This is a genomic window from Amycolatopsis sp. NPDC104775, assembly GCF_055583325.1.
Genome location: NZ_JBVJOE010000010.1, coordinates 233,897 through 258,148 on the forward strand (window position 1 = coordinate 233,897; position 24,252 = coordinate 258,148).

Here is a 24,252-nt window from a genome sequence, read left to right on the forward strand (position 1 = left end):
GGCATGATGGGTCACCATGGCTGAACGCACCTTGGCCGAGCAGCTCGGCGCGCCGCTGCCGGACGGCATCGAAAACCTTCCTGAGCAGCACAAACTGGATTTGTCGGCGGCCCTGCGGGACGCCCGGCACCGGCAAGCGCAGGCGCTCGCCCGCGCGGGTGAGGAAAGCCTGAAGTACGTACCCGCGCTGTTGCGCGGCGCGGTGCGGAAAGCGGTCGGCCTGTGAACCCGGAAATCCTCAAGCTCGCCCGGGTGCTCGACGTCGACCCCGCCCGGCTCGACTATCTCGCCGGCGTCGACCAGGGCGAGGTGCGGCTGCTGCGAGAGCAGGTGACGACGACGCTGTTCGACGCGAACCTCGTCGTGCTGGAGCGGATGGCCCTGGCCAGCAGGCTGTTGCCAGCAGGCGTGACCGCGAAGATCGCGGAGAAGGTGTTCGGCCCGCTGCTGTGCGCGCGGATCGCCGGGCTGGTCGACGTGTCGCGCGGCGTGGACGTCGCGAAACGGCTGTCGCCGAACTTCCTCGCCTCGGTCGCCGCGGAGCTGGACCCGCGGCGCGCGACGTCGATCATCACGCGAATCCCGGTCGCGACGGTCGTGGCGGTCGCCGAGGAACTGACCCGCCGCGAGGACTGGATCACGCTCGGCCGGTTCGTCGGCCACCTGCCGGACGACACGGTGCGGCGCTGCATCGGTTTGCTGGACGACGCCGGTCTCCTGCGCACGGCGTACGTACTGGACGACCGGAGCCGGATCGACCATGTGTTCAGCCTGCTCGGCGACGATCGGCTGCCCTCGCTGGTCCGCACCGCCGCGGCGGACGAGACGCTGTGGGCCCCGGCACTGGACGTGCTGACCCACCTGAACGAAACTCGCCGGGCAACGGTGCGACCGCTGCTCGGCGAGCTTCCGGAAGAACTGCGCGCCCGCGCGGAGGCAGCCCTGGCCTAGGCAACGATCAGATAGATCCCGTACCCGATCACCGCGGCGCAGATCGCGAAGCACACGACTGAGCCGGTCAACTGAACTGTGCCGCTGCCGCCGTTCGCCCGTGCCGTCACGCGCTCGGACAGCCCGCGCACGCCGTACGCGAACAGCCCGGTCAGCACGACCACCGCGGCCAGCGCCACCACGAAAACGATGCCAAGGGCACCCCAGTTGATCGCCATGTCGTGCTCCTTCAGACCGCAGCCGGAGCCGGCTCGACGGCCTCCGGCTCGTTGTTGATCGTCATGTCGTGCTTCCGCAAGCTGTGGCGGGCCTCGACGTCGTGGGTGAACGTCATGCCGTCGCTCAAGCCGCAACCGGAGCGGCCTTGGCAGCCTCCGGCTCGTCGTTCACGGTGGCAGGTGTGACCGGGTTGCGCCGCGACACGAGCCAGATGCCCAGCGCGAGCAGTACCCCGGCCCCGCCGACCAAGACAGTGCCCCAGCTGCCGCGCGTGGAGACCGCGGCGGCGATGGCGCCGACGATCGCGGCGGCGGGCAGCGTGAGCGCCCAGGCGATCACCATCTTGCCCGCGACGCCCCAGCGGACCTCGGCGAGCTTGCGGCCGAGCCCGGAGCCGATGATGCCGCCCGAGGTGACGTGCGTGGTCGACAGCGCGAAGCCGAGGTGCGACGAGGCCAGGATGACCGCCGCGGAACTCGTCTCGGCGGCGAATCCTTGCGGCGTCTGGATTTCGGTGAGCTTCTTGCCCATCGTCTGGATGATCCGCCAGCCGCCGAAGTAGGTGCCGAGCGCGATCGCCGTGCCGGAGGCGAGGATGACCCACACCGGCGGGTTCGATCCCGGCGCGAGCGAACCGCCCGCGATCAGCGCGAGCGTGATGACGCCCATCGTCTTCTGCGCGTCGTTGGTGCCGTGCGCGAGCGAAACCAGGCTGGCCGAAAGCACCTGACCGGTTTTGAAGCCCTTGCCGACCATGTCCTGCCGGGACTTGGCGGTGATCCGGTAGACGAGAAAGGTGCCGGCGATCGCGACGACGCCCGCCACCACCGGCGACGCGACCGCCGGGATCAGCACCTTTTCGACGACCTTCGCGAAGTGCACGGCATCCGCGCCGGACGCGATCCAGGTCGCCCCGATCAGCCCGCCGAACAGCGCGTGCGAAGAACTCGACGGGAGCCCGACCAGCCACGTCACGAGATTCCAGACGATGGCCCCGACCAATCCGGCGAAAATCACCACCGGCGTGACCTTGGTGTCGTCGACGATCCCGCCGGAAATGGTTTTCGCGACCTCGATCGAAAGAAACGCGCCGACGAGATTCAGCACCGCCGAGATCGCGACCGCGACCCGCGGTTTCAACGCACCGGTGGCGATAGAGGTGGCCATCGCGTTGGCCGTGTCGTGGAACCCGTTGGTGAAGTCGAAGGCCAGCGCCGCGACGATCACCACCAGGACGATGAGAGAAAAGTCCATGCCCGCTCTCCAGTCCGGAGTGTCCTGCGGGAGTGACGGTACCGACGCGAGGGGGCTCTCCAGATCCCTCAGCGAGTGGCCAGTAGTTGAACTCTGAATGAACTAAGCATTGCCGCGGCGGCCGGTTTTCCGCCGTTCACCTGCTGGTCCGTATTCATCGTGGCGCGAGCCGCTTCGCTTGGCGCGCAGAGCCGGACGCGAGGGCAGAAACCCTGCCCCCGCGCACTTCCCGGCTTATTCAGGAAACGGGCGCGAAGGACATTTCCGGCAATGGGTTCTGCCCGAGGTGCTGCGCTCCATTCGCCGCCGACTCGCGCACCGCGGCAAATCCGTACTCGCGCATTTCCGCCTCGTATTTCCCGATCGCGTCCACCGTGCCGCTGCTCAACGCGGCGGCGAGGGCGGCCCCGTCCCGCATCGCGGTGTTCGCCCCGGCTCCCGCGGCCGGGCTCATCGCGTGAATCGCATCGCCGACCAAGCACACCCGCGACGGCTCCCACGGCCCGATCGGCACGCTGGTCCGGATCGAAACGAGGAACGGCGAGTCCGGCAGCCAGCTTTCGACCATCCGGCCCACGCGCGGATTCCAGTCCGCGACCCGGTCAAGCACGAACTTCCGCATCTCGTCCCCGGACAGCGCGCGGAGTTCGTCGTCGGTCCTCCCGAAGATTTCCTGGCGCGCACCGAAAGCGCAGGTCATGTACGGCACGTCGGGGGTGAGCCGGGCTCCCGGCGCGAGCCGCGCGCAGACGTCCGGGATCGGCTCCGGATAGTCGACCGGCGCGAACCCGATCATCTGCTTCTCCGGCCCGGAAACAATGTTGAACACGGCGAACATCTCCGGATCGAACAGTTCCCGGTTCGCCGCGGTGAGCGGGATCTTCGCATACAGCTGACGCAATCCAGTGTCGACTACCGGTGCGTGCGGAAGATATTGGCGGCGCACCGGCGAATTCACCCCGTCCGCGCCGACGAGAACCGCGCCGCGCGCCTGCGTCCCGTCGGCGAAGTGCGCGATCACGCCGTTCTCGTGCGTTTCGTACCGGACGAACTCTTTGCCGAAGTGGACATTGCCGAGACCCTCGAACAGGATCTGCCGCAGGGTGAACCGGTTGACGTTGCGCTGGACCTCGCCGTCGTCCAGCACGAACTCGGTGATCGGGGCCAACTGGCTGTCGTAGATCGTGGTGGCGTTGCGCGGCTGGCCCGAGGTGGCCAGGAACAGCTCGTGCAGGTGCGGCGGGAGAACGTCGCGCAGCGCCTGGTCGCCGCGGGAATCGATGTGCAGCCGGTAGCCCTGCCGGCGCGCGTCCAGCGCGGAATCGCGTTCGTAGACCTGGCACGGAATCCCGGCCTTGCGCAGCCCCTGGGCGAGACACAGCCCGCCGAGCCCGGCCCCGATCACGAGCACAGTGTCGTCCGCGTTGCTTACGTTATTCGCCATCAGCGAAGTCCCTTCCGTACCAACGTTCTGGTTCGAGAGGGACGCACTGGGCTGGCCCGCTTATCGCGGGCACTCGGAAACAGAGCGAATGAGTCGTCCAGCCTAACCCATACCGGACAATGGTCTTTCGCGCGTCCTGTTCCCTTTCACGCTAGCGCAGCCGCGGACGTCGCCGCCACCGGATTAACGCAGCTTTGCCCCTTTCCGCCACACCGCGTGGGTCAACGGGACCCCGGGCCGATAAGCGAGATGCGTGGTGGACGGAGCGTCGAGTACGTGCACGTCCGCGCGCGCACCCGGCCGCAAGTAGCCGACGTCTTCCCGGCGAAGCGCCCGCGCACCGCCGGCGGTCGCCGACCACACAGCCTCATCCACGGTCATCCGCATCTGCAGCACGGCCGTCGTCACGCAAAACGCCATCGACGTGGTGTACGAGCTGCCCGGATTCGCGTTGCTGGCCAAGGCGACCGTCGCGCCAGCGTCGAGCAACCGCCGCGCCGGGGCGAGCGACTGCCTCGTGGACAGATCGCACGCGGGCAACACAGTCGCGACCGTGTTGGACGACGCGAGCGCCTCGACGTCCGCATCACTCAGGTACGTGCAGTGGTCGACGCTCGCCGCATCCAGCTCTACCGCCAGCCGCACGCCGGGCCCCTCGCCGAGCTGATTGCCGTGCACCCGCAGCCCAAGTCCGCGTTCCGCCGCGGCCTTGAGCACCCGCGCCGACTGCGCTTCGTCGAACGCACCGGTCTCGCAGAACACATCGGCCCAGCGCACGTGCGGCGCGACCGCGTCCAGCATCTCGCCGCAGACCAAGTCCACATAGGACTCCGCGTCGGCGCCCGGCGGCACGAGATGCGCCCCGAGGAAGGTCACCTCGTCCGCGACCGCGCCGGCGATCCGCGCCGACCGTTCCTCGTCCGCGACAGTGAGGCCGTACCCGGTCTTCGTTTCCAGACAGGTAGTGCCCTGAGCAGCCGCTTCCTCGACATGTCGACGCAGATTCGCCGCCAGCTGTTCGTCCGAAGCCGCCCGCGTCGCATCGACGGTGACCGCGATCCCCCCTGCCGCGTAAGCCTGGCCCGCCATCCGCGCCTCAAACTCGGCGGTGCGGTCGCCCGCGAACACGAGGTGAGTGTGGCTGTCCACCCATCCGGGCAGCACGGCCCGGCCCTCGACATCCACGCGCTCGTCGGCGTCCGGGGCCTGCGCGGCCGGACCGGCCCATGCGACAGTCTCGCCGTCGAGCACCAGCGCGGCGTCGCGGAGCTTGCCCAGCTCAGGGTCGTTCGTGGTGAGCTCGCCGATTCCGGTGATCAGAACTGCCACAGCGCCTCGATCTCCTTGGCCAGTAAGGTTTCCGGTCGTTCGATCAGCACGTGCGCACCGTCGCGCACCACTTCCCGCCCGGCCACCACCACGGTACGGACGTCCGCGGCCGTGGCGGCGAACAGCACGCCAGACGGTTCGATCCCAGCCGTGCGCACCGTGTCCGTCGCGACCGTGACCAGGTCCGCCCCGGCACCGGCCGCGAGAGTGCCGGTCTCCGGCCAGCCCGCGGAGACGTGCTCCGTCCCGGCGGCGAGCAGCTCTTCCGCGGTGAACCGGCCGCGTTCCTCGCTGGCGAGCCGGTCGTCCAGTTCCAGCGCCCGGGTTTCCTCGAACGCGTCCACCACCGCGTTGCTGTCGCTTCCGATGCCGAGCCGCACGCCCGCGTCGAGCAGGCTCCGGGCCGGTCCGATGCCGTCGCCGAGATCCCGTTCGGTGGTCGGGCAGAAGCACGTACCGCTGCGGGAATCGCCCAGCCACTTGATGTCCTGCGCGGTCAGGTGCGTCGCGTGCACCGCGGTGAGCCGCTCGCCGAGCAAGCCGTAATCCCAGAGCAGCCCGGTCGGCGTCCAGCGGTACGCCGCCTCGCACTGCTCGTTTTCCGCTCGCTGTTCGGACAGGTGGATGTGCAGCGGCCGGTCCTCCGGCACCGCGTCGTCCACCTTCGGCAGCTCGTACTCCGGCACCGCGCGCACCGAGTGGATCGCCCCGCCCACGCGGAACAGGTCGTCTTCTTTCAGCAACGCGACGCGTTCCGCCCAGTTCTCGGCGGAGCCGTCCGAAAACCGCTGCTGCACCTCGTCCGGCGGCACACCGATGCCGCCTGCGAGATAGCACGTGTCGAGCAGCGTCATCCGGATCCCGGCCTCGCGCGCGGCCTGCCGCAGCGCGTCCCCCATCGCGTTCGGCGACGCGTACGGTGTGCCGCCCGGCCCGTGGTGCAGGTAGTGGAACTCGGCGACGCTCGTATAGCCCGCCAGCACCATCTCCGCGTACACGCCACGCGCGAGCCGGTAGTACGAATCCGGGTCGAGCCGGGCGGCGAGCGAGTACATCCGCTCGCGCCAGGTCCAGAACGTGCCCCGCTCGTGGTGCGTCCGGCCCCGCAGCGCGCGATGGAACGCGTGCGAGTGCCCGTTGGCGAACCCGGGCAGGGTCAGTCCATTGAGGACGGTTCCGGTTTTGTCCGCGTTGGCGGCCACCGAAACGATCCGGCCGTCGGCGATTTCGATCCGGACCGCTTCCGCGATCCCGTCGGGCAGCCAGGCCCGTTCGCACCAGTAAGTGGTCATCCCGCGAGCCGCTCCAGCACCTCGGCCAGCGCCCGGGCGCCAGCCTCGACGTCGTCCGCCTCGGCGAATTCCTCCGGTGCGTGGCTGATCCCGGTCGGATTGCGGACGTACAGCATTCCCGACGGCACGAATCCCGCCAGGATCGCGGCGTCGTGCCCGGCACCGGTGGGCAGCTCGGGCGGAGTGCCCAGCCACTCCCCCAGCGACCGCCGCAGCGACTCGTCGAACACCACGTCGTCGGAGTACGACTCGCGCGTGACCGCCAGCTGGCACCCTTCCGCCTCCGCGGCCGCTCGCGCCGCCTGAGTGATCTCTTCGACCAGCTCCGGTGTCGAAGTGCCCGGTACGCGCGCGTCCAGCCATAGGTCCACAGTGGACGCGATGACGTTAGTCCCGCCCGGCGTGGGCACCAGCCGTCCCACCGTCGCCCGGGCGTCCGACAGCTTTCGCGCCAGCCGCCGCACCGCCACCACGGTCTCGGCGGCGGGCAGCATCGGGTCCACCCGGTCCGCGAGCAGCGTCGCACCGGCGTGATTTCCTTGCCCGGCAAAGGAGAACCGCCACCGCCCGTGTGCGATCACCGTATTGCCTACCGCCACCGGCGAGCCGAGGTCGATCAGCCCCCTGCCCTGTTCGACGTGCAGTTCCACGAACTGCCCGATCAGCCCGAGCCGGTCCGGATCCGCACCGATCCGGTCCACGTCCAGCCCAGCCTTCGCCGCCGCCTCAGCGAACGTGACACCGGACGGATCCCGCAACGCCCGCGCCCGGTCCGCGTCGATTGTCCCGGTGAGCAGCCGCGAACCAAGACACGGCACGCCGAAGCGTCCGCCCTCCTCCTCGGCGAACACCACCACCGCGAACGGCTTGGCCGGACTGAACCCCTTGACCTGCAAGGCTTCCACCGCTGCCAGCGCACTCACCACGCCGAGCGGCCCGTCGAACGCACCGCCACCCGGCACCGAGTCCAGGTGGCTGCCGCTGACGACCGCGTTCGGGCCGGGAGCACCCCACCAGGCCCACAGGTTGCCGTTGCGGTCGGTCTCGACGTCGAGGCTCAACTGCCGCGCCCGTTCGACGAACCACGTGCGCAGGTCGTGCTCCGGCGCGTCGAACGCGTGCCGCGAGTAGCCGCCGCGCCGGGCATCGCGCCCGACGTCGGCGATCTCACCGAGCAACCCGGACGCGGTCACGCCTGCTCCCGCATCGGCACCCGCACGCCCCGCTCGTCGGCGACCTCGGCCGCGCGGTCGTACCCGGCGTCGACGTGCCGGATGACGCCCATGCCCGGGTCGTTCGTGAGCACCCGCTCCAGCTTTTGCGCCGCCAGCGGAGTGCCGTCCGCGACGGATACCTGCCCGGCGTGGATGGACCGGCCCATGCCGACCCCGCCGCCGTGGTGGATGGACACCCAGCTCGCCCCGGACGAGGTGTTGACCAGCGCGTTGAGCAGCGGCCAGTCGGCGATCGCGTCGGAGCCGTCGGCCATGCCCTCGGTCTCGCGGTACGGCGAGGCGACGCTGCCCGAGTCGAGGTGGTCGCGGCCGATCACGACCGGGGCCTTGAGCTCGCCGCTGGCCACCATCTCGTTGAAGCGCAGCCCGGCCAGGTGCCGTTCGCCGTAGCCGAGCCAGCAGATCCGGGCGGGCAAACCCTGGAACGCGACGCGCTCGCCGGCCATCTTGATCCAGCGGGCCAGCGATTCGTTTTCCGGGAACAACTCGAGCATCGCCCGGTCGGTCGCGGCGATGTCCTCCGGGTCGCCGGACAGCGCGGCCCAGCGGAACGGTCCGTTGCCCTCGCAGAACAGCGGCCGGATGTAGGCGGGCACGAAGCCGGGGAAGTCGAACGCGCGCTCGCAGCCGCCGAGTTTCGCCTCGCCGCGCAGGGAGTTGCCGTAGTCGAACACCTCGGCACCGCGGTCGAGGAAGCCGAGCATCGCGTCGACGTGGTCGGCCATCGACTCGCGCGCCCGGTCGGTGAACTCGTCCGGCTTCTTCGCCGCGTAGTCCTGCCAGTCGTCCACGCTGACGCCCTTGGGCAGGTAGGACAACGGGTCGTGCGCCGAGGTCTGATCGGTGACGATGTCCACCTCGACCTCGCGGCGCAGCAGCTCGGGCAGCACCTCGGCGGCGTTGCCGACCACGCCGACCGACAGCGGCCGCTTTTCCTTCTTCGCCGCGGTGACCCGCCGGATCGCGTCGTCCAGGTCGTCGGCCACCTCGTCGAGATAACGGTGCTCGACCCGGCGGTGCGCGCGCTGGGCGTCGACCTCGATGCACAACGCCACGCCGTCGTTCATCGTGACCGCCAGCGGCTGCGCGCCGCCCATGCCGCCGAGCCCGGCGGTGACGGTGAGCGTGCCGCGCAGGGTGCCGCCGAAACGCTTCTTCGCCACCGCGGCGAACGTCTCATAGGTGCCCTGCAGAATGCCTTGCGTGCCAATGTAAATCCACGAACCGGCGGTCATCTGGCCGTACATGGTGAGGCCCTGCTGCTCGAGCCGGCGGAACTCCGGCCAGGTCGCCCAGTCGCCCACCAGGTTCGAGTTCGCGATCAGCACCCGCGGCGCCCACTCGTGCGTGCGGAACACGCCGACCGGCTTGCCGGACTGGACCAGCAGCGTCTCGTCCTGCTCCAGCGCGGTGAGTTCGCGGGTGATCGCGTCGAAGCTCGCCCAGTTGCGCGCGGCCTTGCCGGTGCCGCCGTAGACCACCAAGTCGTCCGGACGCTCGGCGACCTCCGGGTCGAGGTTGTTGTGGAACATCCGCAACGCGGCCTCGGTCTGCCAGTTCTTCGCGGTGAGCGAAGTGCCCCGGGCGGCGCGGACGGTACGGGCGGTGCTTGTCATGCTCAGGCCTCCAGTTCGGCCGCGGCCAGGACAGCGCCCGACCGCACGAGTTCTTCGGCGGCCGCGATCTCGGGCGCCAGGTGACGGTCGGGGCCGGGGCCCTCGACCTTGGTGCGCAGCAGGTCCCGGACTCGTCCGGTGACCGGCGAGGGCTGCAGCGGCGCGCGGAAATCGAGCGCGCGGGCAGCGGTGAGAAGTTCGACGGCGAGCACGGTGGTCAGGCCGTCGACCGCCTTGCGCAGCTTGCGCGCGGCCGACCAGCCCATGGACACGTGGTCCTCCTGCATCGCGCTGCTCGGGATCGAGTCGACCGAGGCGGGCACCGCGAGCCGCTTCAACTCGCTGACCACGGCGGCCTGCGTGTACTGCGCGATCATGTGCCCGGAATCGACACCCGGGTCGTGCGCGAGGAACGGCGGCAGGCCGTGCGAGCGCGCCTGGTCGAGCATCCGGTCGGTGCGGCGTTCGGCGATGCTCGCCACGTCCGCCACCGGCACCGCGAGGAAGTCGAGCACGTACGCGACCGGCGCGCCGTGGAAGTTGCCGTTCGACTCCACCCGGCCGTCGGCCAGCACCACCGGGTTGTCCACCGCGGACTGCAGCTCCCGGTCCGCGACCAGTTCCGCGTGCGTCAGCGTGTCCCGCGCGGCACCGTGCACCTGCGGCGCGCACCGCAGCGAGTACGCGTCCTGCACACGGTTGCAGTCCGGACCGCGGTGGCTTTCCACGATCTTCGACCCCTGCAGCGCCGCGAACATCCGTGCCGCGCTGGTCGCCTGCCCGGGATGCGGGCGCAACGCCTGCAGATCGGCGGCGAACGCGCGGTCAGTGCCCAGCAACGCCTCGACGCTCATCGCCGCGGTGAGATCCGCGACGTCCAGCAACCGGTGCAGATCGGCGGCGGCGAGCAGCAGCATGCCGAGCATGCCGTCGGTGCCGTTGGTGAGCGCGAGGCCCTCCTTCTCGGCCAGCACGATCGGCGTGATCCCAGCCGTCCGCAACGCGTCGGCGGCGGGCTTGCGTTCCCCAGCGTGGAACACCTCGCCCTCGCCCATCAACGCCAGCGCGACCGCGGCCAGCGGCGCGAGGTCGCCGGAGCAGCCGAGCGAGCCGTACTCGTGCACGACCGGCGTGATGTCCGCGTTGAGCAGCGCCGCAAGCGTTTGCGCCGTCTGCGGGCGAACCCCGGTGTAGCCGCTGGCCAGCGTGCGCAGGCGCAGCAGCATCAGGGCGCGCACCACCTCCGGCTCCACCGCGGGCCCGGCGCCCGCGGCGTGCGAACGGATCAGGCTGCGCTGCAGCGCGGTGCGGCTCTCGACCGGGATGTGGCGCGTCGCGAGCGCGCCGAACCCGGTCGAGACCCCGTACGTCGGCGACGTGGCGTCGGCGAGGTCTTCGATGTGCTGACGGGTGGCGGCGAGGTTCTTCTCGACCGTCTCGGCGAGCCCGACGTGCGCGTGCCCACGGACGATGTCGACGACCTGCGCCGCGGTCATCGGCTTCGAGCTCAGGAGGACTGGTTCCGGCATGCCGCCATTGCACCTCCCGCCGGGCTCGCGCGACAGTACGGAGTTCGCGGTAGTGTCTGGTATCCAAGACAATACGTGGCGAGAGCCTCGACCACCGGCGCGAACGGACCCCTCATACTCCGTTCGGGCAGCGCGAGGGGACCCCTCGCGCCAGCTTCGGAGGAGGCAGAGGAGACCCCGGTGAGCAGTTCCGACGTTCCAGCCCTGCGCAACGGCCTCTCCGTGCTGCGCCTGCTCGCCGGCCACGCCGGCCCGGTCTCGGCCGCGGCCATCGCCCGAGACCTGGACCTGCCCCGTTCGACGACGTATCACCTGCTCAACGAACTGACCGCGGCCGGTTTCGTCGCCCACCTGCCCGCCGAACGCCGCTACGGCCTCGGCATCGCCGCCTTCGAACTAGGCTCGGCCTACCTGCGCCACGACCCGCTGGAACGACTAGCCGGCCCCCTGCTGCGCAAACTGGTCGACCGCATCGGCCACACCGCCCACCTGGGCGTCCTGCACGGCAACGAATCGCTGTACCTGATCAAGGAACGCCCAGCCCGCCCGGAAACCCTGGTCACCGACGTCGGCGTGCGCCTGCCCGCCCACCTGACCGCCTCGGGCCGCGCGATGCTGCAGCACTTGCCCGCCGCACACGTCCGCGCCCTGTTCCCCGCTGCCGCGTCGTTCGTCCTGCGCACTCCACGCGGCCCCCATTCACTGGCCGCGCTACGCCGCACCTTGGCCGCCGAACGCCGCCTGGGCTGGTCGGTAGAAGACGGTCACGTGACAGCGGGCTTCGCCTCCGTCGCCGCCCCGGTCTTCGACCACGGCTCGCGTCCCATGGCCGCGATCAGCGTGACCCTGCGCCACCTCTGCCCAGACGACGGCCCGTGCGAAGAGACCTTCCCCGACCTGGCCGAAGCCGTCGCCGCGACCGCGGCCACGCTCACCACGCACATCGGCGGCACCCGGCCGGCGTGAGGCTCAGGATCGCCGTCTTCAACAATTCCCCCAAAAAATAAAACGATCACCCCAGAACATCCGCACAGACGAGCATACCTTAACCGAAACACGCACCCGCACAACCACTGCAAAACCGACACAACGACACTTCCGCGCCACCGCGCGATGTCCCCCACTTGTCGCAATACCCGCATTGACCGCCTCCAACGGACGATTGACAGTCACTATCCGCTCAGGTATAGCTCTAATGGGGTTTAAAGCGAAACTCAAAACATCAGGGGGCTTGAGTGGATTCGCTTCACGACGTTTCCGCCTGTTTGCTTACCGGCCATCGGTAGGTCATCTTCCCTGATCCGGGCATCGCGGGGGCGACGCCCGGATCAGCTTTGCGCTGCGTTCCCACCATTCCCACCAGCGATTCGAACGCCATTCGTCTCGCTGCGATGACCCTTGCCCGAATTCGGACGAGGGCAGCAACCGGCCTCGTGCTGCCGTACAGCACCGCATAGGAGCATTTCACGATGAAACCGAACTGGGCCTTCAGCCTGGGCGAACTGTTCGATCACCGAAGCACTTCCGGCAAGCCCATGACGTTCCACCTGTCCCGGCCGCTGGACATCGACCGGGAAAACCGCTCGACGCTCGATCTCCCCGCGCTGGCGTCCCTGGTCCGGGATTCCGCGGGCGTGCTGAGCAAAGCGGGCGTGAAACCCGGAGACCGGGTGGTCGTCTACAAAGCCAACCATTTCGACTGCATTCTGCTGGCCGCCGCGATCGCCCGGATCGGCGCGGTCGCCGTGATGCTGTCCGGCCTGCTGGGAAAGGAAGCCACGCAAAGCCTGATCCGCCGCGCAGCGCCTTCGGCGGTCGTCACTGACGCCGAACGCATCGAACGCTCGGAAATCACGCCCGCGGTGTTCCCCGAGCTCGCCGGAAAGATCTTCAGCGTCAACGGCGACTCCCCGCACGCGCAGACCTACGCCGACCTCAAAGCGGAGCCGCACCTGCACGCCGTCCCGCGCCGGGACGACGAACTCCTGATGCTCACCCACACGTCCGGCACCACCGGCATCCCCAAATTGATCATCTTCCCGCCGGCCACGATCCAGAAACAGATGGCCCGGCTGGAATGCCGCCATTTCCCGCCCCTGACGTTCCGCCGCAACGACGTAGTGGCCATGTTCACGCCCTACGTGCACGCCCGGGCGTTCACCTGGATCTATTCGGTGCTGACCCTTTCCCCCGCCACCGTGCTGGCCATGGACGACAGCTCCCCCGAGGTAGTCGACCGGGTTTTCCGCCGCTACCGGCCGACTTTCATGGAAGCACTGCCCATCGACTACTCCGCCATGGCGCCGCTGATCCGCACCGGCGCGAACAACCCGTTCGCCCGCATCCGCTTGTTCGCCGGGAACTTCGACGCGATCCGCTGGCCGGTCATCCGCCGTTTCCTGAACGCGTCCCGGCACCCGTTCCCGCTCTGGCGCGACGGGTACGGTCAATCGGAGACCGGCGGAATGGGCATGACCGTGCTCTCGCGCCGCGCCGCGAACCGCCCGCGCGACCACAAGCCCGGACCGCGCGTCGTAGGCCGCCCCATGCCCGGTTTCGTCACCCTCAAGATCGTCGACCCGGCGACCTTCGAACCGGTCGAACGCGGTCGCCCCGGCCTGGTCCTCGCCAAAACGAAAGCCCGCTGCGCCGGGTACTACGGCGAACCCGAACGCTGGAAGGAAAAGCTGGTGGGCGACTGGTGGAACACCGGCGACATCGGCATCCTGACCCCGACCGGAGCCCTCAAGATCGTGGACCGCGAGGTCAACTTCTCGTCCGGAATCGGCTACCTGGAATTCGAAGACACCCTGGTAGACCGCCTGCCGGAGGGTTGCGACGTAGCCATCCTCCCCCGGGAAAACGACGTGCCGCTGCCCATCGTCGCGACCCGGGACGGCCGCCTGGACGACACCGACTGGTCCCAGGCCCGCACCGGCCTGCCCGCGCTGGCGGATCCCGTAGTCATCACCGCGACGGACATGCCGAGGACCGCGACCGGAAAGATCGTCCGGGAAGAACTGCGCCGCACCTACCTGGACACCGTGGCCACCCCCGGCACCGGACGCTGGACATGATCAGCAACGGCTTCCTCGTGGAACCCTTGACCACGACCTGCCAAGACGTCTGGGAATCCCGCCGCCACGCGGTTTTCGGTGTCAGCCCGGGGAACAGCTACTTCAACGTCGACCGCCTGCGCGTCACTCTGGACTGGCTGCAAACGGAATTCAAGCAAATCGACGTCATCATCCCCGACAGCGCCTTGAAACACACCTTCACCGCCCTAGGCTACGAGGACGCCAAGGCGGCGAAGAAAGCAAGATCAGAAACCAACGTCCTGCGAAACCGGGTAATCCGGGCATGGAAAGACCTAGGCGGCCCAAGACCAACCGACGGCCTGCACCGCATGTCCGAACTCTCCACGAACCCCACCTACGCCGAGACTTTGGCCCACTGCGCGACCCTGACCACCACGGACCCCGCCCTGGCCGCCGCCAGCACAGAAATGACCAAAGAAGTCCTAGCCGCCAAAGGCCTGATCGGCGACGCTTCCCCCGACCAAATCGCCGAAGCGAAAAACTACCTCATCGCCGAACTGCCATTCTTCGTCTCCTCGTGCAGAATCTTCGAAGTAGACGCTTCGCTGAATTTCTACCATCAGCCCCTCCCGCTGGCAGACGTAATCTTCTCAGACGCCTCAGCCCTGAAACCGGACCCAGGTCAGGGTTACGCCACCATCCGCCCCGCCTGAGCACGGAGACCCCTTATGACCGACCAATACGACCAGGTAGCCGCCACCTTCGCCGACGTGGAAGCGATCATCAGCTTCGTCCGGGAAAACCTGGAATGGCCTTCCTTCAAAGAACTCCTGGGCGACCTGCGCGGCCAGCGAGTCCTGGACGTAGGCTGCGGCGAAGGCAGCTTCACCCGCCGCATCAAGCAGTTAGGCGCCGCCGAAGTGGTAGGCACCGACCTGTCCCCCGGCATGATCGCCCTGGCACAGCAAGCGGAAGAACGAAACCCGCAAGGCATCACCTACCAAGTCCAAGACCTGGCAGCCATGCCACCCCAAGGCGAGTTCGACGTAGTGACGGCCATCCACGTCCTGCACTACGCAGACAGCCGAGAAACCCTGCAAACCATGGCAAACACCATGCACGCCAACCTCAAACCCGGCGGCAAACTGGCAATCCTCAGCGCTAACGCCAACTCCAGCGAAGAATCCGAAACCGCAGCCGGCTTCCGCACCTACCGCCCAGCCAACCCAAAGGAAGGCGACAAATTCAAGGTCGCCGTCCTCACCACGCCCCCCACCGAAATCGAAGTACACCACTGGCCCACCGAAACAATCGTGGCCATCCTGCAAACCGCAGGCTTCACCAACGTCACCTGGGCCCTGGTAAGACCCTCCCCCACCGTCGCCCCCGCCGACCAAGACCGAGCCGCCCGCTGCGCAAAAAACCCCACAAGCCTAACCCTCACCGCCACAAAGCCCTAACCCCCCGCTCTGCCCCCGGCGCGGCTCGCACCCCCACCCACCGCAACCACCCCACCCACCGCAACCGCCCCACCCAACGCAACCACCACGATGGGGGTCCAGGGGGCGCAGCCCTCCTGGCGGGGGTTTGGGGGTTCGACCCCCAAAGGGGAATACGAAGAAGAGCCCTGGCCAACGCGCAAGCGTGGCAGGGCTCTCCCGCGAATCGAGTGGAGGTGCCGGGAATTGAACCCGGGTCCTCTAGCGCATCCTCAAGGCTTCTCCGTGCGCAGTCCGCTGTGTCTCTGCTTGGCCCCTTCAGTCACGCGAACAAGCTGAAGTGACGGGCCCAGCCACTGTTTGCTTCCCTACCGGGCCCCGTGGCCGGGACCGGCGGTAAGCCTCCTAGCTGATGCCGGCGACCGGGTCGGAGGCGACCCCGGGCCGACAGACTTGCTCTGCTGCGATCAGGCAGCGAGAGCGAAGTCGCGCTGGCTATTGGCCTTGGCGCTTATTAGGTTGCGATGACGCTTACGGTGGTCTCTCGCCTGCACCGGCACGCTTCCCTTGATTCAACGTCCAGAGTCGAAACCGTTCACCCCCTTGTAGGTGCTTCCTAACCTCACCATCATAACGCCCCCGGCAACCCGATAATTCCGGCATGGGCCCGCGGCTGGGGTAGGGCTGTCCCCACCTCGAAGATGCCCGCTCGCCCCCTGGTTGCCCGGTGCTGGTCCGGCCATGCTGAGCAGGTCAGTTTCCGCTGTGAGGGAGCCTCGCCATGGTCACCGTGCCCGCCGGTCGCAGTTTTGGGCGCCGCACTCCGCCGTTGGGCGGGGCGCTGGCGTATCTCCTGCTCAACCTGCCCATCGGCATCCTCTCGTTCACACTCATCGTGACGCTGGGGTCGGCTGGGCTGGGGACGCTCATCGTGTGGCTCGGCGTGCCGCTGCTCGGGCTGCTCATCCTGTTCGCGCGGACCGCGGGCCGGGTCGAGCGAGGGCGGGTGTTCGCGCTGCTGGACGTGTATGTCGACGATCCGTATCTGCCGTTGCCGCCCTCCGGGCAGAAGCAGCGCTGGCTGACGCGGCTGAAGGATCCGGCGACCTGGCGCGACCTGTCCTACCTCTTCCTGCTCTTCCCGCTCGGCCTGGTCGAGTTCGTGCTGGTCGTGACGGTGTGGGCGGTCAGCTTGGGCTTGATCGCCCTGCCGATCTACTACCGCTTCCTTCCGGACGGCGTCTACGTCTTCCCGAGTTACGATGTGCAGTGGTTCGTCGTCGACTCGACGGTGGCCGCGCTGCCCTGGGCGGCGCTGGGGGTGCTGTTCGCCGCGATCGCCGTGGCTCTGACCAAGGGACTGGCGGCCCTGCACGCGGGATTCGCGGCGGGGCTTCTGCGGCCCACGGTCGCCCAGCGGCGGCGCATGGAGCGCTCGTGGAACGAGATCGACGGGATCACGGTGGCCGGATGACTTCGCAAGACCCGCCTCCGGAGCACCCTCGTCCGCATCCGGCTCGCACGATCGCGTACATGATCCCGTCGTTCGTGCTGCGCCTGCTGCAGTTCATCCTGATCGTGGTCGGCGGGACGGTCGGCACGGCGACGCTCATCATCTGGATCGGCTTCCCGATCCTGCTGGCCGTCACCGGGTTCATCCGCTGGTCGGGCGACCTGGAACGGCGCTGGGCCCGCCGGATGCTCGGCACCCCGCTCGTCCCGGTCGAGCGGCTGCCGCTGGACGGGCAGCCGATGACCCGCCGCTGGCTGACCCGGCTGTCGGACCCGACGACCTGGCGCGATCTGGCTTATCTGATGGTCGCGTTCCCGCTGTCGATCGTGGAGCTGCCGATCGCGCTCGCGTCGATCGTGCTGCTGCCGATGGCGATCTGGGTGACGCCGTGGCTGGGCTGGCTGCACGGCAACCTCGCACTGTCGCTGCTGGGCCCGAACCGCACGAAGAAGCTCGAAAAGAAAGCGGAGCACCTGCAGGCGTCGCGGGCTCGGGGCGTGGACGCCGCGGAGGCCGAGCGTCGCCGGATCGAGCGTGACCTGCACGACGGCGCGCAGCAGCGGCTCGTAGCCGTCGCGATGAGCCTTGGCCGGGCGAAGTCGAAGTTCGACAACGACCCGAACGCGGTGCGCGAACTGATCGACGAAGCGCATTCGGACGCCAAGCTCGCCGTCTCCGAGCTGCGCGACCTCGCCCGCGGCATCTACCCCGCTGTGCTGGGCGATCGGGGCCTCGACGCGGCGCTGTCCGCGCAGGCCGCGAAGTCGCCGATCCCGGTGGACGTGCACGTCGACGTCGAGCCGAGGCCGCCGGCCGCGGTCGAGACCACGGCGTACTTCATCGTCGGCGAAACCCTCACCAACATCGCCAAGCACTCCGGCGCGACCGAGGCGACGGTGAAGGTGTGGCGCTCGGACACGCACGTCATCACCGAGATCACCGACAACGGCCACGGCGGCGCGGAGGTTCGTCCTGGCGGCGGGCTCGCCGGGCTGGCCGACCGAGCGGCGACCATCGACGGCGTCATCACCGTCGTGAGCCCGGTCGGCGGGCCGACGGTCATCAGAGCGGACCTGCCGTGTCAATGGTGACCCGTTCGTGAGTGAATAGCCTCCGGGAGCTTTTCACTCACGGACCTGGGGGCCTTGATGCGGGTAGTGATCGCCGAAGACGCCGTGTTGCTTCGGGCTGGGGTCACCCGGTTGCTCGCCGACGAGGGCATCGAGACCGTCGCCGCGGTCGACAACGGTGACGATCTGCTCGGCGCGATCACCGAACACCGTCCTGACCTGGCGATTGTCGACGTCCGGATGCCGCCGACGTTCACCGACGAGGGCTTGCGCGCGGCACTGGCCGCCCGCAAGGAGATCGCTGGCCTGCCGGTGCTCGTGCTGTCCCAGTACGTCGAGGAGAGCTACGCCGTCGAGCTGCTGTCCGGCGGTGCCGGAGGGGTCGGTTACCTGCTGAAAGAGCGCGTCGCCGACGTGGACGAGTTCCTGGACGCGGTGCGTCGCGTCGCGGACGGCGGCACTGCCATCGACCCGGACGTCATCGCCCAGCTGATGGCGCGCGGCCGCCGCAACCCGCTCGACTCGCTCACCGCGCGCGAATCCGAGGTGCTCGGCCTGATGGCCCAGGGACTGTCCAACAACGCCATCGCGAACTCGCTGGTGGTGTCGCACGGGGCGGTCGAAAAGCACATCGGCAACATCTTCTCGAAGCTCGGCCTGGAGGCCAGTTCCGAGGAACACCGCCGGGTTCGCGCGGTGCTGACCTACCTGGGCCGGTAAAACCCTCACTCGAACTGACGGCAGCCCCGCCGGCGGTCCCTCGCCTACCATGGACTGATGCCGTCCGACCCGAGCGAGGAGAACCCGATGTCCGACCGCTGCGTCCGCTTCTTCGGCGGCCCGCTCGACGGCCGGGTGCAGGAACTCGCCGGCGAGGAACCGGTGCCGGGCACCGTCGTGCGGCACATCCACCTGCACGGCGGCCCGAAAATCGAGACGCGGTACGAACTCGGCCTCACCGAGGACGGCTGGGCCTACCGGATGCAGGCGCACGAGTCCGAACCGGAGCCGGACACTCTCTCGTGAGTGTTCACGCCGGTTAGAACCGGCATAGCCGCGCACGAGAACCCGCGGTAGGGCAAACCCCACCTCCCGCCTCCTGCTGACCCGACCCCCTGTTCGGTGGTCAGCACCGCTGTTTCCGCGCCCGGAAACCGACAGGCTCTTCAGCATGACGACGAGCCAGCTGCCGACCCGCGCCCCAAGGGCGTCCCGGGACAAGTTCCTCGACGTGGTGCGCGCCGGAGCGATCCTCGCGGTGGTCGCGCAGCACTGGACGATGCCGGTGCTTTCCTTCTCCGGCAACACCCTGTCCACCGGCAACGCCCTCGCGACGCCGGGCTGGTGGATCATCACCTGGGCCTCGCAAGTCATGCCCCTCGTCTTTTTCGCTGGCGGCGCGGCGAACCTGATCTCCCTGCGTCGCGCGGAATCCACCCGCGCCTGGTTCGCCGGACGCGTGCGTCGGCTGCTCGTCCCCGTCCTGCCGCTCATGGCGGTGTGGCTCGTCGTGCCAGATCTGTTGCGGGGCATGGGAGTTCCCGCACAACCAGTCCAGGTGGCCAGCGCGATCGCCGCGCAGCTGCTCTGGTTCCTCTCGGTCTACCTGCTGACCGTCCTGCTCACGCCGCTGATGGTCGCCGCGCACCGGCGCTGGGGTCTCGCGGTACCGGCAGTCCTCGCTGGCTTGGGCGTTCTTGTTGACGTGGCGCGGTTTTCCGACCTCGGCCTGATCGGCTACGCCAACGCCGTCATCGTCTGGGTGGCCGTGCATCAGCTCGGTTTCCACTACGTTGAAGGCCGCCTCGGCTCGCTCACCCGCCGCGCCGCGCTCGCCGTATCCGCCGCTGGCTTCGGGGTGACAGCCCTGCTGGTCGCGTTCGGTCCGTACCCGGCGAGCATGATCGGCATGCCGGGCGCGCCGGTGTCCAACATGAGCCCGCCGACCGTCCTGCTGCTGTTCCTGGCGCTCGGCCAGATCGGCTTCCTGCTGGCGTTCCGCGAGAAGCTCGTGGCACTCCCCCGCGTCACCGCGGCGCTCAGCTGGCTCAGCCCGCGATTCATGTCGGTCTACCTCTGGCACATGCCGGCGCTGGTCGTGGTTTCCGGGGTGACCGTGTTCGGCCTCGGCTACTCGACGCCGGCCCCGGGTTCGTCGATGTGGTTCCTGATGGCACCCGCCTGGTTCGCCGTCTGCGGCGCGGTCCTGCTGGGCCTGCTGCGGCTGTTCGAACGCTTCGAGACGCAGCCCGACGGCCTGGTCGTGACCGCGCGGACGCCGCAGCTGGTGCTGGCCGGTTTGCTCGCTTCCGGCGGCCTGCTCGGCCTGGCTGCGCACGGGTTCGCCCCGCTGAGCGACCACCTGCTGACCGGTCCGCTGCCGTGGGTGGCACTGGTCGCGGCCGGGTTCACGCTGGCCGGGCGCCAGGTGACGCTGCCGCGGAGCCGGGCGCTTGTGGCGGTCAAACGCTGAGCAGCTTCGCGGGGGTGTCGTGCAGCACCGCCCGCAGGAACGGCTCGCCAAGGCGATCGTCGGCCGCCCAGCCGGCGATCGCCCGCAGCTGTGTCGCGTAGGAGTACGGGATGTTCGGGAAGTCAGTGCCCAGCACCACCCGGTCGGCGACCTCCGCCAGCCGGGCCGTCCAGTCCGGTGGCAGCGGCGACATCGCGACCGAGAACGGCACGCCAACCATGGTGGTGTCCAGGTGCACCCGCGGATAGCGGGCCATCAGCTCGAACGCGGTGGTGAACTGGGGCATCGCCGCGTGCGCGAGGACGGCGGTGAGCCGCGGATGCCGCCGCAGGACTTCCTCGAACACCTCGAGCCCGGTGAAATCGCCGCGCAACGGCCCGTGTCCACAGTGGATCACCACCGGAACGCCCGCGTCGGACAGCGAACCCCACACCGGATCGAGCAGCTCATCGCGCGGGTCATACGCCCCGACCTGCACGTGCGCCTTGAAACACCGGGCTCCCGCGCGCAACGCACTGTCCACTGAGGACGCCGCGCTCGGCTCCGGATAGAACGTGCCGGTGGGCACGGCTTCCGGCACCTGCTCGGCGAACTCCAGCACCCACGACGTGAGCCACTCCGCCATGCCCGGCTTGTGCGGATACACCAGCGGCGCGAACGCTTTCACGCCCAGCGCGCGCAGGGTTTCGATCCGCTCCGCCTCCGGTGTGCGGTACTGGATCGGCCACGGCGTGCCGTAATGCTGCTCGGCGCGGTCGAAATAGGCCCACACCTTGTCCAGCACGGGCTTCGGCAGGAAGTGGACGTGCAGGTCGACGATCCCGTCGAGGCCGAGCCCGGCGATCCAGCCCGGGACGTCGGCGTCGGTGGCCGGGCCCGCGCTCACTCCGTGAACCGGCCCTTCAACGCCCGCCCCATCGCGCGGCTGATGTCCTTCTGCGCGTCGCGTTTGGCCAGCGACTGCCGCTTGTCGTAGGCCTTCTTGCCCTTGGCCAGCGCGATCTCGACCTTGACCTTGCCGTCCTTGAAGTACATCGACAGCGGCACGAGCGACAGACCGCTTTCCTTGGTCTTGCCGATGAGCCGTTCGATCTCGCGCCGGTGCAGCAGCAGCTTCCGCGTGCGCCGCGGCATGTGGTTGGTCCAGGTGCCCTGGGTGTATTCGGGGATGTGGACGTTGCGCAGCCACACCTCGCCGTCGTCCACCGTCGCGAACGCGTCCACAAGGGAGGCCTTGCCGGCCCGGAGGCTTTTGACCTCCGTGCCCTGCAGCACCATCCCGGCCTCATAGGTGTCCAGGATGGAGTAGTCGTGCCGAGCCTTGCGGTTCGACGCGATGACCTTCTGTCCACGTTCCTTGGGCATACCGGCCAGTTTACGTGCCGCCCAGGTGATCAAGCACGCCGGTTTACGGCCGGTCACCCAGCGAAGTCAGTGCTCCTGGCGACCTTTTCCCACGCCGCGAGTTCGGCCTGCCCGCGTTCGTAGCTGGCCGCGACGTTGTCCGCCGCGTCCGTGCCCAGCGCGAGCCGCAGCGGAGGACGCTCGGCGGCCAGCGCGGCGAGGATCGCTTCGGCGGCCTTAACCGGGTCGCCTGGTTGCCGGCCGGCCACCTCAGCCAGCTGAGAGCGGATCGGCCCGAGCTGCTCGCGGTACGCCTCGCTCTCTTCGGTGAACAGCAGCACTCCCGGCTCGTTGAACGCCGTGCGGAACGCGCCCGGCTCGACGATCAGCACGTGGACGCCCCACGGCGCGAGTTCCTCCGCCAGCGCCTCCGACCAGCCTTCGAGCGCGAACTTGGTCGAGGCGTACGCACTGACGCCACCGAACGCGAACCGCCCGGCCTGACTGCTCATCTGCACGATCGCGCCGCTGCTTCGCTTCCGCAGGTGCGGCAGCACGGCCTTGGTCAACGCGACCGGGCCGAAGAAGTTCAGGTCCATCAAGCCCCGCAGTTCGGCGGCGGTGATTTCCTCGGCCGCCCCGATGAGGCCCCGGCCCGCGTTGTTGACCAGCACGTCGATCCGGCCGTGCCGGTCGAGCACCTCGGCGACCGCGCCCTCGATCCGCGCCTCGTCAGTCATGTCGAGGACTACGGCCGAAACCCGGTCCGGCGCGCTCGCGACCAGGTCAGCGACAGATTCCGGCCGCCGTACCGCCGCCGCGACAGTATCCCCAGCGGCCAGCGCGGCGACCGCCAGTTCCCGGCCGAAACCCGACGAAGCCCCCGTGATCAGCCAAACCCGTGCACTCATTCCGTTTCCCCTTCCCTGGCAAGCAGCCCGACCGCGATCGCGCCGAGCGTCGATACCGCGGCGATGGCCCAAAGCCCGGCGTGCAGCGCACTCGTATACGCCGCAGCCGCGTCCCCACCGCCAGTCATTTCCCCTTGCAGCAGCTTCGCGGTGATCTCACCCGCCCGGTCCGCACCCAGCCCGGAACCGAGGCGGGACTGGGTCACCGCGGCTAGCAGCGAGCCCAGAACGGCGATCGACACCGATTCCCCGCCCAGCCGCATCGTGTTGAACACCCCCGCCGCCATCCCGGCTCGCGCCGGTTCCACCGACGACACCGCGGCCCCGTCGAGAATCGCCAGCGAAACGCCGAACCCGGCCCCGATGCACAGCAACGGCCCGGCGATCTCCCCGGTCTCCGCGCCTGGACGCGCCACGGTCAGCCAGGCCGCCCCGGCCGCGACGAGCACCAAGGTCGCCACCAGCAGCAGCCGTTGCGACACGCGGTGCGCGATCGAACTGACCACCACCGGCACGACCAGCGTCGGCCCGGTGAGCAGCACCAGCACCAGTCCGGCGGCCAGCGCGCTCATTCCGTCCACCGCCATGAAGTACGCCGGAAGCACGATCAGCAGCGCCACGAAACCGAAGGCCAGCAGGACCGGCATCGCGCAAATCGCCAGGAACCGCGGCCGCGCGAACAGCGACACGTCGATCATCGGGTGTTCCGTGCGACGTTCGATCGCCACGAACCCGGCGAGCAGGACCGCGAACCCGGCGAAGGAGGCCAGCACGAGCGGGCTGTCCCAGCCGAGTTCGGGGCCTTCCACCAGCGCGAGCACGAACAGCGACAACCCGAGGGTGAAGGTGAACGCACCGGGCCAGTCCGGACCGGCCGGATGCGCGTCCTTCGATTCGGCGAGCTTCGGCACCACCCCCAGCAACGGCAGCAGAACCACCGCGGCGACGCCGAAGAACATCCGCCAGCCGCCAAGGGACGTCACCAGCACCCCGGCGGCCAGCGGACCGAACGCCAGGCCCAGCCCGATCGCCGTGCCGAACATGCCGAACGCCCGCGTGCGCGCGGCTCCCTCGAAGGCGTGCGCGAGCAGCGCGCTGCCGCCGGTGATCACGCAGGCCGCCCCGATCCCGGCGACCGCCCTGGCGGCGATCAGCACTCCGATCGACGGTGCGCACGCCGCGGCCAGCATCGCGGCGCAGAACAGCCCGATACCGGCGGCGAACATCCGCCGCCGTCCGCTGAGATCGGCCAGCGAACCGCTGATCGCCATGAAGCTGGCGAACGTCAGGAAGAACGCGTTCACCACCCACTGCGCGGACGCGAGGCTGGCGGCGAGGCTGCCGCTGATGCCACGCAGCGCGAGCGACGCACCGGTCGCCGTGACCGGGACCAGCACGATCGCCGCGCATACCGCGAACAGCGTGAGCCCTGGTCTGGTACGCCGCGGCACGGCGATGACCCCCATGAACGCCCCTTCACCCAAACCATTCGAACCCTGATAGACAACAATGATCGAAGCAGCACTCAAACCCTGATGTCAAGTCGCAGGGACCGAGGCGATGTTCGAAGCCTGATAGTTTGGGGGTCGGCAAGG

Annotated in this window: 23 protein-coding genes and 1 other RNA gene; 11 read left to right on the plus strand and 13 right to left on the minus strand. The window is 69.0% G+C overall.

Annotated elements, in window-relative coordinates; translation table 11 throughout:
- The first annotated feature begins 16 nt into the window (after positions 1-16).
- Together ACZ63D_RS35335 and ACZ63D_RS35340 are read left to right on the plus strand one after the other, a co-directional pair.
- A complete protein-coding gene (locus ACZ63D_RS35335) occupies positions 17-226 on the plus strand; it encodes a hypothetical protein (protein ID WP_465358677.1) in 210 nt (69 codons plus the stop codon).
- Positions 223-951 (plus strand): hypothetical protein, encoded by a 729-nt coding sequence (locus tag ACZ63D_RS35340; RefSeq protein ID WP_465358678.1) that lies wholly within the window; start codon positions 223-225, stop codon positions 949-951. The genes ACZ63D_RS35335 and ACZ63D_RS35340 overlap by 4 nt, the downstream gene beginning before the upstream one ends.
- Here the strand turns inward: ACZ63D_RS35340 and ACZ63D_RS35345 are convergent.
- The 8 genes from ACZ63D_RS35345 to hutH form a co-directional block, all read right to left on the minus strand.
- Positions 948-1,169, minus strand: coding sequence for a hypothetical protein (locus ACZ63D_RS35345; protein WP_465358679.1), 222 nt, complete (start codon positions 1,167-1,169; stop codon positions 948-950). The genes ACZ63D_RS35340 and ACZ63D_RS35345 overlap by 4 nt on opposite strands.
- 124 nt (positions 1,170-1,293) lie before the next feature.
- On the minus strand, positions 1,294-2,424 hold the full coding sequence (locus ACZ63D_RS35350; protein WP_465358680.1) for an inorganic phosphate transporter: 1,131 nt from the start codon (positions 2,422-2,424) through the stop codon (positions 1,294-1,296).
- Positions 2,425-2,662: 238 nt separating this feature from the next.
- Positions 2,663-3,868 (minus strand): FAD-dependent oxidoreductase, encoded by a 1,206-nt coding sequence (locus ACZ63D_RS35355; RefSeq protein ID WP_465358681.1) that lies wholly within the window; start codon positions 3,866-3,868, stop codon positions 2,663-2,665.
- A 183-nt stretch (positions 3,869-4,051) separates the two neighbouring features.
- Positions 4,052-5,197: an imidazolonepropionase gene (gene hutI / locus ACZ63D_RS35360; protein ID WP_465358682.1), complete on the minus strand. Its 1,146-nt coding sequence runs from the start codon at positions 5,195-5,197 to the stop codon at positions 4,052-4,054.
- On the minus strand, positions 5,185-6,489 hold the full coding sequence (locus ACZ63D_RS35365; protein ID WP_465358683.1) for a formimidoylglutamate deiminase: 1,305 nt from the start codon (positions 6,487-6,489) through the stop codon (positions 5,185-5,187). The genes hutI and ACZ63D_RS35365 overlap by 13 nt, the downstream gene beginning before the upstream one ends.
- A complete protein-coding gene (locus tag ACZ63D_RS35370; RefSeq protein ID WP_465358684.1) occupies positions 6,486-7,682 on the minus strand; it encodes an allantoate amidohydrolase in 1,197 nt (398 codons plus the stop codon). Before ACZ63D_RS35370 ends, ACZ63D_RS35365 begins: the two co-directional genes overlap by 4 nt.
- Positions 7,679-9,340, minus strand: coding sequence for a urocanate hydratase (gene hutU / locus ACZ63D_RS35375; RefSeq protein ID WP_465358685.1), 1,662 nt, complete (start codon positions 9,338-9,340; stop codon positions 7,679-7,681). Before hutU ends, ACZ63D_RS35370 begins: the two co-directional genes overlap by 4 nt.
- 2 nt (positions 9,341-9,342) lie before the next feature.
- Entirely contained in the window at positions 9,343-10,869 is a 1,527-nt protein-coding gene (hutH, locus tag ACZ63D_RS35380) for a histidine ammonia-lyase (protein ID WP_465358686.1), read from the minus strand.
- A 180-nt stretch (positions 10,870-11,049) separates the two neighbouring features.
- Between hutH and ACZ63D_RS35385 the strand changes: the two genes are divergently transcribed.
- The 4 genes from ACZ63D_RS35385 (at position 11,050) to ACZ63D_RS35400 (ending at position 15,367) form a co-directional block, all read left to right on the plus strand.
- Positions 11,050-11,835: an IclR family transcriptional regulator gene (locus ACZ63D_RS35385; RefSeq protein ID WP_465358687.1), complete on the plus strand. Its 786-nt coding sequence runs from the start codon at positions 11,050-11,052 to the stop codon at positions 11,833-11,835.
- 503 nt (positions 11,836-12,338) lie between these two features.
- Positions 12,339-13,946, plus strand: a complete 1,608-nt coding sequence (locus ACZ63D_RS35390; protein WP_465358688.1) for a class I adenylate-forming enzyme family protein — start codon at positions 12,339-12,341, stop codon at positions 13,944-13,946.
- Positions 13,943-14,620 (plus strand): tRNA-dependent cyclodipeptide synthase, encoded by a 678-nt coding sequence (locus ACZ63D_RS35395; protein WP_465358689.1) that lies wholly within the window; start codon positions 13,943-13,945, stop codon positions 14,618-14,620. The genes ACZ63D_RS35390 and ACZ63D_RS35395 overlap by 4 nt, the downstream gene beginning before the upstream one ends.
- A 15-nt stretch (positions 14,621-14,635) precedes the next feature.
- Positions 14,636-15,367 carry a class I SAM-dependent methyltransferase gene (locus tag ACZ63D_RS35400; protein ID WP_465358690.1) on the plus strand — a complete coding sequence of 244 codons (732 nt, stop codon included), beginning with the start codon at positions 14,636-14,638 and terminating at the stop codon, positions 15,365-15,367.
- Positions 15,368-15,574: 207 nt separating this feature from the next.
- Here the strand turns inward: ACZ63D_RS35400 and ssrA are convergent.
- Positions 15,575-15,949: a transfer-messenger RNA gene (gene ssrA / locus ACZ63D_RS35405) on the minus strand.
- A gap of 178 nt (positions 15,950-16,127) precedes the next feature.
- On the opposite strand from ssrA, the gene ACZ63D_RS35410 reads away from it, so the two are divergent.
- The 5 genes from ACZ63D_RS35410 to ACZ63D_RS35430 all read left to right on the plus strand — a co-directional run bounded on the left by ACZ63D_RS35410 (position 16,128) and on the right by ACZ63D_RS35430 (position 20,402).
- Positions 16,128-16,820 carry a sensor domain-containing protein gene (locus ACZ63D_RS35410; protein WP_465358691.1) on the plus strand — a complete coding sequence of 231 codons (693 nt, stop codon included), beginning with the start codon at positions 16,128-16,130 and terminating at the stop codon, positions 16,818-16,820.
- Complete coding sequence (locus tag ACZ63D_RS35415; protein ID WP_465358692.1) at positions 16,817-17,950, plus strand: sensor histidine kinase; 1,134 nt, start codon at positions 16,817-16,819, stop codon at positions 17,948-17,950. The genes ACZ63D_RS35410 and ACZ63D_RS35415 overlap by 4 nt, the downstream gene beginning before the upstream one ends.
- 57 nt (positions 17,951-18,007) lie before the next feature.
- Entirely contained in the window at positions 18,008-18,649 is a 642-nt protein-coding gene (locus tag ACZ63D_RS35420) for a response regulator transcription factor (RefSeq protein ID WP_009073303.1), read from the plus strand.
- Between the two features lie 87 nt (positions 18,650-18,736).
- Positions 18,737-18,955, plus strand: a complete 219-nt coding sequence (locus ACZ63D_RS35425) for a hypothetical protein (RefSeq protein WP_465358763.1) — start codon at positions 18,737-18,739, stop codon at positions 18,953-18,955.
- Positions 18,956-19,100: 145 nt separating this feature from the next.
- Entirely contained in the window at positions 19,101-20,402 is a 1,302-nt protein-coding gene (locus ACZ63D_RS35430) for an acyltransferase family protein (protein WP_465358693.1), read from the plus strand.
- Here the strand turns inward: ACZ63D_RS35430 and ACZ63D_RS35435 are convergent.
- From ACZ63D_RS35435 to ACZ63D_RS35450, 4 genes are read right to left on the minus strand one after another with little or no spacing between them, the layout of a single operon-like run.
- Positions 20,392-21,288 (minus strand): amidohydrolase family protein, encoded by an 897-nt coding sequence (locus tag ACZ63D_RS35435; protein ID WP_465358694.1) that lies wholly within the window; start codon positions 21,286-21,288, stop codon positions 20,392-20,394. The two genes, ACZ63D_RS35430 and ACZ63D_RS35435, sit on opposite strands and share 11 nt — an antisense overlap.
- The gene (smpB, locus tag ACZ63D_RS35440) at positions 21,285-21,767 is read right to left on the minus strand and encodes an SsrA-binding protein SmpB (RefSeq protein ID WP_037818295.1); all 483 of its coding nucleotides are present in this window, start codon (positions 21,765-21,767) and stop codon (positions 21,285-21,287) included. The genes ACZ63D_RS35435 and smpB overlap by 4 nt, the downstream gene beginning before the upstream one ends.
- 53 nt (positions 21,768-21,820) lie before the next feature.
- Positions 21,821-22,657: an oxidoreductase gene (locus ACZ63D_RS35445; RefSeq protein ID WP_465358695.1), complete on the minus strand. Its 837-nt coding sequence runs from the start codon at positions 22,655-22,657 to the stop codon at positions 21,821-21,823.
- Entirely contained in the window at positions 22,654-24,123 is a 1,470-nt protein-coding gene (locus ACZ63D_RS35450) for an MFS transporter (RefSeq protein ID WP_465358696.1), read from the minus strand. Before ACZ63D_RS35450 ends, ACZ63D_RS35445 begins: the two co-directional genes overlap by 4 nt.
- Between the last annotated feature and the right edge of the window lie 129 nt (positions 24,124-24,252).

Excerpts from the sequence above, each read along its gene's own strand:
- ACZ63D_RS35335 (WP_465358677.1), top strand. The coding sequence starts at position 17 with ATGGCTGAACGCACCTTGGCCGAGCAGCTCGGCGCGCCGCTGCCGGAC.
- ACZ63D_RS35345 (WP_465358679.1), bottom strand. The coding sequence starts at position 1,169 with ATGGCGATCAACTGGGGTGCCCTTGGCATCGTTTTCGTGGTGGCGCTG.
- ACZ63D_RS35350 (WP_465358680.1), bottom strand. The coding sequence starts at position 2,424 with ATGGACTTTTCTCTCATCGTCCTGGTGGTGATCGTCGCGGCGCTGGCC.
- ACZ63D_RS35355 (WP_465358681.1), bottom strand. The coding sequence starts at position 3,868 with ATGGCGAATAACGTAAGCAACGCGGACGACACTGTGCTCGTGATCGGG.
- ACZ63D_RS35365 (WP_465358683.1), bottom strand. The coding sequence starts at position 6,489 with ATGACCACTTACTGGTGCGAACGGGCCTGGCTGCCCGACGGGATCGCG.
- hutU (WP_465358685.1), bottom strand. The coding sequence starts at position 9,340 with ATGACAAGCACCGCCCGTACCGTCCGCGCCGCCCGGGGCACTTCGCTC.
- hutH (WP_465358686.1), bottom strand. The coding sequence starts at position 10,869 with ATGCCGGAACCAGTCCTCCTGAGCTCGAAGCCGATGACCGCGGCGCAG.
- ACZ63D_RS35390 (WP_465358688.1), top strand. The coding sequence starts at position 12,339 with ATGAAACCGAACTGGGCCTTCAGCCTGGGCGAACTGTTCGATCACCGA.
- ACZ63D_RS35395 (WP_465358689.1), top strand. The coding sequence starts at position 13,943 with ATGATCAGCAACGGCTTCCTCGTGGAACCCTTGACCACGACCTGCCAA.
- ACZ63D_RS35400 (WP_465358690.1), top strand. The coding sequence starts at position 14,636 with ATGACCGACCAATACGACCAGGTAGCCGCCACCTTCGCCGACGTGGAA.
- ACZ63D_RS35410 (WP_465358691.1), top strand. The coding sequence starts at position 16,128 with ATGGTCACCGTGCCCGCCGGTCGCAGTTTTGGGCGCCGCACTCCGCCG.
- ACZ63D_RS35415 (WP_465358692.1), top strand. The coding sequence starts at position 16,817 with ATGACTTCGCAAGACCCGCCTCCGGAGCACCCTCGTCCGCATCCGGCT.
- ACZ63D_RS35420 (WP_009073303.1), top strand. The coding sequence starts at position 18,008 with ATGCGGGTAGTGATCGCCGAAGACGCCGTGTTGCTTCGGGCTGGGGTC.
- ACZ63D_RS35425 (WP_465358763.1), top strand. The coding sequence starts at position 18,737 with ATGTCCGACCGCTGCGTCCGCTTCTTCGGCGGCCCGCTCGACGGCCGG.
- ACZ63D_RS35430 (WP_465358693.1), top strand. The coding sequence starts at position 19,101 with ATGACGACGAGCCAGCTGCCGACCCGCGCCCCAAGGGCGTCCCGGGAC.
- smpB (WP_037818295.1), bottom strand. The coding sequence starts at position 21,767 with ATGCCCAAGGAACGTGGACAGAAGGTCATCGCGTCGAACCGCAAGGCT.
- ACZ63D_RS35445 (WP_465358695.1), bottom strand. The coding sequence starts at position 22,657 with ATGAGTGCACGGGTTTGGCTGATCACGGGGGCTTCGTCGGGTTTCGGC.
- ACZ63D_RS35450 (WP_465358696.1), bottom strand. The coding sequence starts at position 24,123 with ATGGGGGTCATCGCCGTGCCGCGGCGTACCAGACCAGGGCTCACGCTG.